This is a genomic window from Erythrobacter colymbi, from assembly GCF_002155685.1.
Classification (GTDB): Bacteria; Pseudomonadota; Alphaproteobacteria; order Sphingomonadales; family Sphingomonadaceae; genus Erythrobacter; species Erythrobacter colymbi.
In genome coordinates this window covers 1-9,205 of record NZ_MUYK01000042.1, presented here as the reverse complement: position 1 = coordinate 9,205, position 9,205 = coordinate 1, and the positions used below count along the sequence as shown (strand labels likewise).

11 protein-coding genes are annotated in these 9,205 nt (G+C 60.8%); 4 read left to right on the top strand and 7 right to left on the bottom strand.

What is annotated here, in order from left to right; all coding sequences use genetic code 11:
- Positions 1-79 precede the first annotated feature (79 nt).
- The 3 genes from tnpA to tnpC all read left to right on the top strand — a co-directional run bounded on the left by tnpA (position 80) and on the right by tnpC (position 2,455).
- Positions 80-511 carry an IS66-like element accessory protein TnpA gene (gene tnpA, locus BZF57_RS20295; protein WP_240506056.1) on the top strand — a complete coding sequence of 144 codons (432 nt, stop codon included), beginning with the start codon at positions 80-82 and terminating at the stop codon, positions 509-511.
- Entirely contained in the window at positions 508-855 is a 348-nt protein-coding gene (gene tnpB / locus BZF57_RS20290; protein WP_039335306.1) for an IS66 family insertion sequence element accessory protein TnpB, read from the top strand. Before tnpA ends, tnpB begins: the two co-directional genes overlap by 4 nt.
- Positions 856-916: 61 nt before the next feature.
- Positions 917-2,455, top strand: coding sequence for an IS66 family transposase (gene tnpC / locus BZF57_RS20285; RefSeq protein WP_086740929.1), 1,539 nt, complete (start codon positions 917-919; stop codon positions 2,453-2,455).
- Between the two features lie 174 nt (positions 2,456-2,629).
- Here the strand turns inward: tnpC and BZF57_RS20280 are convergent, their stop codons facing one another.
- The 7 genes from BZF57_RS20280 to BZF57_RS20250 all read right to left on the bottom strand — a co-directional run bounded on the left by BZF57_RS20280 (position 2,630) and on the right by BZF57_RS20250 (position 7,642).
- Positions 2,630-3,079 carry a hypothetical protein gene (locus BZF57_RS20280; RefSeq protein WP_058193737.1) on the bottom strand — a complete coding sequence of 150 codons (450 nt, stop codon included), beginning with the start codon at positions 3,077-3,079 and terminating at the stop codon, positions 2,630-2,632.
- An 84-nt stretch (positions 3,080-3,163) separates the two neighbouring features.
- Entirely contained in the window at positions 3,164-3,736 is a 573-nt protein-coding gene (locus BZF57_RS20275; protein ID WP_058193739.1) for a hypothetical protein, read from the bottom strand.
- 94 nt (positions 3,737-3,830) lie between these two features.
- The gene (locus tag BZF57_RS20270) at positions 3,831-4,799 is read right to left on the bottom strand and encodes a magnesium and cobalt transport protein CorA (RefSeq protein WP_058193741.1); all 969 of its coding nucleotides are present in this window, start codon (positions 4,797-4,799) and stop codon (positions 3,831-3,833) included.
- Positions 4,796-5,500: a glutathione S-transferase N-terminal domain-containing protein gene (locus tag BZF57_RS20265; RefSeq protein ID WP_058193743.1), complete on the bottom strand. Its 705-nt coding sequence runs from the start codon at positions 5,498-5,500 to the stop codon at positions 4,796-4,798. The genes BZF57_RS20270 and BZF57_RS20265 overlap by 4 nt, the downstream gene beginning before the upstream one ends.
- A gap of 132 nt (positions 5,501-5,632) precedes the next feature.
- The gene (gene msrA, locus BZF57_RS20260; protein ID WP_058193745.1) at positions 5,633-6,172 is read right to left on the bottom strand and encodes a peptide-methionine (S)-S-oxide reductase MsrA; all 540 of its coding nucleotides are present in this window, start codon (positions 6,170-6,172) and stop codon (positions 5,633-5,635) included.
- A 1-nt stretch (position 6,173) separates the two neighbouring features.
- Positions 6,174-6,617, bottom strand: a complete 444-nt coding sequence (msrB, locus tag BZF57_RS20255; RefSeq protein WP_058193748.1) for a peptide-methionine (R)-S-oxide reductase MsrB — start codon at positions 6,615-6,617, stop codon at positions 6,174-6,176.
- Between the two features lie 149 nt (positions 6,618-6,766).
- Positions 6,767-7,642, bottom strand: a complete 876-nt coding sequence (locus BZF57_RS20250) for a LysR family transcriptional regulator (protein WP_086741171.1) — start codon at positions 7,640-7,642, stop codon at positions 6,767-6,769.
- Positions 7,643-7,764: 122 nt separating this feature from the next.
- Here BZF57_RS20250 and BZF57_RS20245 point away from each other — a divergent pair.
- Positions 7,765-9,131 (top strand): IS3 family transposase gene (locus BZF57_RS20245; RefSeq protein ID WP_120222458.1). Its coding sequence is split into 2 segments (ribosomal slippage): positions 7,765-8,116 and positions 8,116-9,131, totalling 1,368 coding nucleotides; the frame shifts between segments, so codons are not numbered across the junction.
- Positions 9,132-9,205 lie beyond the last annotated feature (74 nt).

Here is a 9,205-nt window from a genome sequence, read left to right as displayed (position 1 = left end):
GGTAACCGTGGGCTGTAGGCCGCCTTGCACTGTGCGGGATTGATGGGCTGATAGCCGCTCCTTTTTTGGGGCGCCGACGATGGATGATTTCGAAGACGAACGAGCGAGTAGTCATACGAGAGGTCGTATGACTACTCAGATTGAGGTTGTTGGTCGGGTATCCGGCCGGCGTCGCTGGACGGTGGAGCAAAAGCTGGCGATTCTGCGAGATGCGTTTGGGCCGGAGGGTTCGGTCCGCGCAGCGTGCGACCGGCACGAGGTCGGCAGCGGGGCGATCTACACGTGGCGCCGCCAGGCTATGTCGGGAGAACTTGCTGGGGTTCGGCCACCATCGTTGCCGGCATTCTCGGAGGTTGAGATCGCAGATCCGGTCGTCCGCGATGTTGCGCTGCCGGTCCCACCGCGCTGCGGCCAGATCAGCATCGAACTGCCGAAGGGTGTCCGCCTGACCGTGGACGCAATGGTCGATGCCGACGCCCTGGCCCGGGTGATCGCTGTGCTTGGCCGATGATCCCCCTGCCACCCTCGACGCGGGTTTATCTCGCCTGCGGGGCGACGGACATGAGGAAGGGCTTTGACGGGCTTGCCGTGCTGGTCCAGCAAGTGCTGGAACAGTCACCGCATAGCGGCGCGCTATTTGCCTTCCGTGGCAAGCGTGGCGATCTGATCAAGCTGCTCTGGTTCGATGGTCAGGGCATGTGCCTGTTTTCCAAGCGCATGGACCGCGGTAAATTTGTCTGGCCGGTCACGAAGACAGGCAAGGTCAATCTCACGTCGGCGCAGCTTTCCATGCTGCTCGAAGGTATTGACTGGCGCCGGCCCGAACGCACTGCCGTGCCGCTGTTGGCGGGATAAAAAGTCGCAGATTTGCGTGGTTTTTCTGGTGCGGAATGACCCACTTTGCTAGTGGGTCACGGTGTCGGACGCAGCCACTTCCAACCTGGATAAAGATGCCAGGATCGCCGAGCTGGAAGCAGCCTTGGCCGCTCGTGACACGCTGATCGACACGCTGCGTTTCCAGTTGGCGCAGTTGCGCCGCATGACGTTCGGGCAGTCGTCGGAGAAGCTGTCGGCCCAGATCGAGCAGCTTGAACTTGCACTCGAGGAGCTGGAAGGTGAAGCCGCTGTCGCCGATGCCCGCAAAGAGGCATCCGCCGATAGACCCGAACGACCGCCGCCGGTCCGTAGCCTTCCGCCCCATCTTCCGCGCGCCGAGCAGCGCATCGAACCTGAGGCGGGCCACTGCAATTGCCCGGATTGTGGCGGTACCCTGCGCCCGCTGGGTGAAGACAGCGACGAGATGCTCGACGTCTTGCCCGTGCAATGGCGCGTCATCCGCACCATCCGTCCCAAGTACAGCTGCCGCTCCTGCGAGAAGATCGTGCAGGCGCCGGCGCCAGTGAAGGCCATCGCCCGCGGCAAGGCCAGCTTCGCCACGCTTGCCCATGTGGTCGTGTCCAAGTTCGATCACCACCTGCCACTCTACCGGCAAGCCGAGATGATGGCGGCGCAAGGCCTCGATATCGACCGCTCGACACTGGCCGGGTGGGCAGGACAAGCCGCGCATTTACTCGATCCGATCGTTTCCCGGATCCGCGAGGAAGGCCTCAAGGCCGCCAAGATCCACAGCGACGATACGCCCGTGCCGATGCTGGTGCCCGGCAAGGGCAAGACCGCACAGGGACGGCTATGGACCTATGTCGTCGATAATCGGGCCAGCGGATCAACCGCTCCGGCGCTGGTGTGGTACAAGTTCACGCCCGACCGTAGCGGTATCCATCCGCAAACCGAACTGAAGGCCTTCGCGGGTCTCCTCCAGGCCGATGGCTATGCCGGTTACGAGAAGCTCTATGCCGGCAACCGGATCAAGGAAGTGGCATGCTGGGCGCACTTCCGGCGCAAGATATTCGAGAACCACCAGACCAGTCCGACACCGCTGACCACCGATCTGCTTGAGCGGATCGCGGCGCTCTACCGGCTTGAGGACGAGGTGCGGGGACAACCGCCCGATATGCGTCGGCAACGGCGGCAGGAAAAAGCCAGGCCACTGGTCGACGATCTGCGCGCGGCCATCGACGATGCCTTGCGCCGCCTGTCGCCCAAGTCGGCGATGGCCAAGGCGCTCGCCTATGGTCGCAAGCGCTGGATTGCGCTCACGCGCTACCTCGATGACGGCCTGGCCGAGATCGACAATAACGTCGCCGAACGCGCGATGCGCAGCGTCGCGATCGGCCGCAAGAATTGGCTATTCGCAGGATCGAAGGCTGGCGGTGAACGCGCCGCCGCCATCTACTCGGTCATCGAGACGGCAAAGCTCAATGGCATCGAGCCGCAGGCCTATATCGCCGATGTCATCGCAAAGATTGCGGGCGGATGGCCAGCCGCTCGCTGGGACGAGCTCATGCCCTGGCACTGGACTTCCAGCCAGCAGCCGCTGATCGCAGAGGCCGCCTAACCGGCGGCCTTCAGGCCACGCTTACGATAGCCGTTGGGTCGGCAAGGCTTTTGACGCTATCTGTCCGCAGCCTCACCCCCCAGATGTTGTGTGTGCCAACCGCTGGGCCGCGGCCGCCTAAGATCCGGATTGAATTTCTGTGGGGCTGCATAATGCAGCACGGCGGGTCCTCGCCTAGGCAACGGCCTCAACGGTGAGGTCCCGGCCGTTGAACTGCACGGTTTCACCCGCCCGCGCACCCTCGATCGCCTCGAAGATCGGGGCCATCGTGGAAATACCCATGAGCTCACGCCCATGACAGGTAAACCTACTCGTCGACACTGCGATCACGAAGTACTTGCCGGACAGCTTGATGACGGCGCCCTCCGCAACGGCTGACTTCGGCCCGAAATCGATCGCACGCAGCTTGTCGAGCTTATCCGCATAATCATCGAGAGTGTCGTCGAGCGCTTCAGCGAAATCGCTTGCGACCTCGGCTTGCGCCTGCTCGTCGTTCTCTATCGGCTCGCTCCGATCGAGGCGCGCGGTGGAAACGTAATCGAGATAGTTGTCTCGAGCGCTGTGTAGTGCGGCCGTCTCAAGCGACAGCATGGTCTCCCGAATGTGGTCTTTGTTCCAGTCCATCTTGTCCTCGTTACTTCGTGATTTGGAGCCGACGCACATCCTGGGCGATTGCTCGAGAAGCGGTCTCCGCGAACAGCGAACGAGTCATTCGTCGCTAATGACGTCTTCGCCCTGGTAGGGAATTCTGATTAGCCGAGGGTCCCGAATGATGCTCGTGACGAGCCAAACGTAGGACTGTTCTGCAGTATCGAAGCCGAGGATGCTGAATGCGCCCCCGAACGGACACGCTGGAAAGTCCGGAAAGCCCTCTCTCAACACGTAGCGCTCCGGATCGCGATCGAACTCGCTTTTATAGACCTTGCGCAGCCCATGCTTGCTCGGGACGTCCTCGTCGCCAGCCGGGGCTGTCTCGCGGTGCTCGATAAGCCGTTCAGACAGGTCGCGGTGACATATCTCGTCAAATACGTCGAACGCATCGATCAGCAGGCCTTTGTGCTCGGTCGCCGGATCGGTGATGGCGTAAATGTTGGACGCGTCTTCGGCCCCGTCCCCGCTTTCGAGACGCAATGCTGCGTCGACGCGAATGCTGCATGGATCGAGCGTTGATCCGAGTTCGAGATCGACGAGAGCGCCGTCCTTCACGCGATATTCTCGGTCATAGCCTTTCGCCACGAAGGACTGCACGGCATCCAGAACGTCTGTCACTTGGGTCGGCATAAACGCACCTCGAATTCGCATTGGAAGGATCGCGCCAGGGCGGAGAGCACGCAATGGCGCATCGACCAATCAGCGCGCGAAGCGTGGGCTTCCGTCATAGCCATTTTGCTCGCTTGAAGCGCACGAACAGGAACAGGCAGAACGTCAACATCAGTCCGAGCACGACGAAGTAGCCGTAGGCTGTATCCAGCTCAGGCATGTTCCTGAAGTTCATCCCGTATATCCCCGCTATGGCCGTCGGGACCGCAAGGATGGCCGCCCAGGCCGCGAGTTGGCGCGTGATGACACCTGTTCTCTGCGCTTCCAGCAGGCTGCTGAATTCGAAAACAGTGGACAACACCTGGAGGAGGCCGTCGACCATGGACTGAACGCGATCGACATGGTCCGCGACGTCGTTGAAGTAGGGGCGAACTTCAGCGCTGATGCATGGAAAGTGTCCGCGCACGAGCTTGCGCACCAGCTCCGCCATAGCGCCGAGCGTACGCTGAAAGCGCGTTAGCTCGCATCGTAAGCCGAAGATGCGGGCGACTTCCTCTCGCCCGAGGAAATCGTCGAGCGACCGCCTCTCCATCTCGAGAACGTCATCTTCGATCATTTCGAAGATGGGAAGATACTGATCTACGATCCGGTGCAGGATCGCGTGAAGGACGTAATCGACGCCCTTTCCGAACTGGGCGGGCGAGCCCTCCAGTTGCTCTCGAAGATTGCCCAATGCCCCGGCGTTGCCGTGGCGCACGGTGATGAGGTGGTTATGGCCAGTGAAGATCGCCGTTTTGCCGTAGCGTATGCGATCTCCAACCAGCTCGGCCGTCTGGGCGACGACGTAAAGCTCGCCATTGTAAACTTCGAGCTTCGGCGGGCACATCGGGTGCATCGCGTTGTCGATCGCCAATGGATGCAGATTGTAGGTCGCCTGAAGCGTCTTCAGTTCGCCTATTGACGGCTCGCTGAGCCCAATCCAGCAGAAGCCCGAACGGCTCTTGTCGAGCTCGACGCGCTCGTCGATCGCGACTTCGCGGATCCGCCGACCCTCGTTGTAGTAATACGCGGCGATGACGCTCATGCCGGCCTCGCCGGGATGAGCAGGCCCCGCTGCACAGCTGGCCGAGCAAGGCCGCGGTCTAGCCACGCTCGGACGTTCCGGTGATCGTCAAGGCGCAGCAGGTCGCCGGCGTCATAGCTGCCGACCAGGGCATTGACCCAGCCGAGCGTCGCAATGTCGGCGACGGAGTAGTCCTCGACGATCCAGTTGCGCCCTTCGAGCTGGCGATCCAACACCCCCAGGAGGCGCTTGGACTCGTCGGCGAACCGCTGCTGAGGCCGCTTGTCCTCATAGTCCTTGCCGCCCCAACGCAGGAAGAAACCCAGTTGACCGAACATCGGGCCGATCGCCGACATTTGGAAAAATACCCAACTGAGCGCTTCGTAACGCCTGGCTGCCGCCGCTGGGATCAGTTGGCCGGTCTTCTCGGCAAGATAGACGAGGATCGCACCGGATTCCCAAAGACCGAGCGGCTCACCGTCCGGACCGGATGGGTCAATGATCGCGGGTATGCGGCCGTTGGGATTTAGAGACACGAAAGCCGGGTCTTTGGTCTCATTCCGGCTGATGTCGATGAAGTGCGGCTCGTATGGGAGGCCGGTCTCCTCCAGCATGATGGAGACCTTGACGCCGTTTGGCGTCGGAGCCGCATAGAGCTGCAACAGATCAGTGTTGGAGGCGGGCCAGCGCTGAGTGATCGGAAACGATGAAAGGTCTGGCATGCTGGGCGATCCCACAACGTGATTTCAGCGAAGAAGCGTGACCGCCTGATTGGCTGGCTCGGGGACCGCATCGCTGGTCGATGCGGTCCCGATGCTTACGATCCAGGGGCTTAGCCGCGCTGGCCGTTGCAGCTATTCCGCTGCCTCTCCGGCGGTGCGCTGAGTGTCGCCAGCGTCATTACGTTTGGGGAGCACCCAGTTTGCGCGAGGGAAATGGCAGGTGTAGCCACCCGGCCGCTTCTCCAGATAATCCTGGTGCTCTGGCTCTGCTTCCCAGAAATCCCCAACGGGTTCGACTTCGGTGACCACCTTGCCGTCCCACAGTCCGGATGCGTCAACATCAGCGATCGTGTCTTCTGCGACGCGCTTTTGTTCGTCGTCGACGTAGTAGATGCCCGACCGGTATGAGAGTCCGCGGTCATTGCCCTGACGGTTCTTCGTGGTCGGATCGTGGATCTGGAAAAAATACTCCAGGATGTTGCGATAGTTCGTCACCTCGGGGTCGAAGATGATTTCGATCCCTTCGGCATGCGTGCCATGATTGCGATAGGTGGCGTTTGGCACGTCGCCACCGGTGTAACCCACGCGGGTCGAGACGATTCCGGGCTGCTTGCGGATCAGATCCTGCATACCCCAGAAGCACCCGCCTGCGAGAACAGCGCGCTGCTGCATGTTAGGCCTCCTCTACTTGATCGAGATATTCACCGTAGCCCGCGGCTTCCATCTCATCGCGTGGGATGAAGCGAAGCGCTGCTGAGTTGATGCAGTAGCGCAGGCCGCCGCGGTCGGACGGACCATCCGGAAACACGTGACCGAGATGGCTGTCGCCGTGTACTGAGCGAACTTCAGTCCGTACCATCCCATGCGAGCTGTCTCGAACCTCGTTGACGTGCGCCGGGACGATCGGCTTGGTGAAACTCGGCCAGCCGGTGCCCGACTCGAACTTGTCCGTCGACGCGAACAACGGCTCACCGGATACGACGTCGACGTAGATGCCCGCCTCCTTGTTATCGTTGTACTCGCCGGTGAAGGGCCGCTCGGTGCCGTCCTGCTGGGTGACCCGGCGCTGTTCCGGCGTCAGGCGCTCAATTGCTTCCTTTGATTTCTCAAACTTCATGATGGTCTCCAATACTTAGTTAGAGGTCCAGGCACACTACGTTCAGTTTATCTTTGCGGTGGTCGCCTCAACTATCGCAGCGGCTCCAGTTTTTATCCAATACGTCGTGTGTATAGTTTTGATACCGCCCGTGCACTTTGCTTGCGAGGTCAACTCCACTCGTAACGCGCTGCGAGTTGTGCAATTTTCCGTATCTCGACCGGCGCCGTGGACCCTGAAACGGTCGCGATCACCACCTCACGTTCCAGGGCGAAACCCTCAATCGGTCTGGTTACCAAGCCAGGCGCGGCAGCCGATCGTTCAGGCAGAATGCAAATCCCCCGCCCTTCAGCGACGACACGCTGGACCCAATCATCTCGATCTGAGCGAAAACGAGGGCGGACGAGCACCTCCCGCCGAGCGAAGTGATCGAGGATCTGATCGCGGAACTCGCATTTCAGCCGATCCACGAACGGGAAGGCCAGGAGGTCTTCGCCGCGAACGGTGTCGGTCTCCGCTAAAGGGTGATTGACGGAGCAGCCCAGCACGAACCGTTCCTTGAACAGGGGCCGGACATCGAGCTTGCGGTCCGGTCTCGATTCGCGGGGTAGGATGCAAGCATGGTACTTACCTGAGAGCACCTCCGACGTGTCTTCGCTCGACTGTAGCGAATGCAGTTTGATCTCGATTGACGGAACCTCTTCCAAGGCGCTGTCGAAAAATGTCGTGAAAGCCTTTGGGCCGACCGTCGGAGCGACCGCGACATCGAGAACGCGGTGTCGTCCCATGGCCCAGTTTTCCGAGTGATGCCTTACGCTTTTCATCGCGACCAGCATGCGGCGGAACTCGAGTTCGACATCCTGACCGAGGCCGGTGAGCCTGCTGTTCTTCCCGTCACGATAAATCAGCGGTCCACCAAGTTCTTCCTCCAGGCGGCGGATCGCGCGGGTCAGGCTTGGTTGGGAGACACCACTAAGACGAGCAGCTGCCGTGAAATTCAGCGTCTCGGCCAAGTTGATGAAATAGCCGACCTGATTGAGTTCCATAGCCCTTCGGCCCGTGCGCCTGACAGATGCTACCGCTTGTCCCCCGTCAGCACCAATGGCACAGATTTGAGGTTGTGATTTAAGGAGGGTTGGGGCTTCGTCGTAGTGACGAAGGAACGAAGATGAAGACCCAACCCTCCGTGAAAAAATCCCCTCCCAAGAAGGCCCCAGCTGAGCGGGTGGTCAAGGATATCCGCCGAGCAACCCGGCGCCATTTCTCTGCCGAAGAAAAGATCCGCATCGTGCTGGACGGCCTGCGTGGTGAGGACAGCATCGCAGAGCTGTGCCGCAAGGAAGGCATCGCCCAGAGCCTGTATTACACTTGGTCGAAGGAGTTTATGGAAGCAGGTAAGCGCCGGTTGGCCGGTGATACCGCCCGTGCCGCGACCACTGGCGAGGTGCAGGATCTGCGCCGCGAAGCCCGCGCCCTGAAGGAATGCGTGGCCGACCTGACGCTGGAAAACCGTTTGCTCAAAAAAAGCATGATCGCGGATGGGGGCGACGAAGAATGAGGTATCCCGCATCCGAGAAGCTCGAGATCATCAGGATCGTCGAGCAGTCCCACCTGCCTGCCAAGCGAACGCTGGACCAACTCGGCATCGCCCGGCGGACGTTCTACCGCTGGTATGACCGCTACCTCGCAGGCGGCCCGGAGGCGTTGGCGGATCGGCCATCGGCTCCAGGCCGGGTGTGGAACCGGATCGCGCCCGAGGTGCAGGACCAGATCGTCGAAATGGCGCTGGAGCAGTCCGAGCTGTCACCGCGCGAACTGGCGGTGCGATTTACCGATGAGCGCCAATACTTTGTGTCCGAAGCTACGGTTTACCGCCTGCTCAAGGCCCACGATCTGATCACCAGCCCGGCATACGTCGTGGTGAAAGCGGCTGATGCGTTCCATACCAAGACGACCCGGCCGAACGAGATGTGGCAGACCGATTTTACCTACTTCAAGATCATCGGGTGGGGCTGGATGTATCTCTCCACCGTGCTCGACGACTTCTCGCGCTACATCATCGCCTGGAAGTTGTGCACCAACATGCGGGCCGAGGATGTGACCGACACGCTGGATGTAGCGTTGGTCGCATCCGGATGCGACAGCGCCACGGTGTTGCACAAGCCCCGGCTGCTCAGCGACAATGGTCCCAGCTACATCGCGGGCGAACTGGCTGAATACATCGAGGCCAACAAGATGAGCCACGTGCGCGGCGCCCCGATGCACCCCCAGACCCAGGGCAAGATCGAGCGCTGGCACCAGACCCTTAAAAACCGCATCCTGCTCGAGAACTACTTCCTGCCCGGCGACCTTGAGGCCCAGATCGAGACCTTCGTCGAGCACTACAACCACCGCCGATACCACGAGAGCCTAAACAACGTGACGCCCGCAGACGCCTACTTCGGCAGGGCACCAGCCATCATCAAACAACGCGAAAGGATCAAGCGACAGACCATTGAACATCGGCGCTTGCAACACCGTAAGCTCGCCGCCTAAAACCCAACAACAGACGAGGCCCGCACTCCGCTAATTTACGCCGCGACCTGTGCCAAATGTTCTGACGACGGACA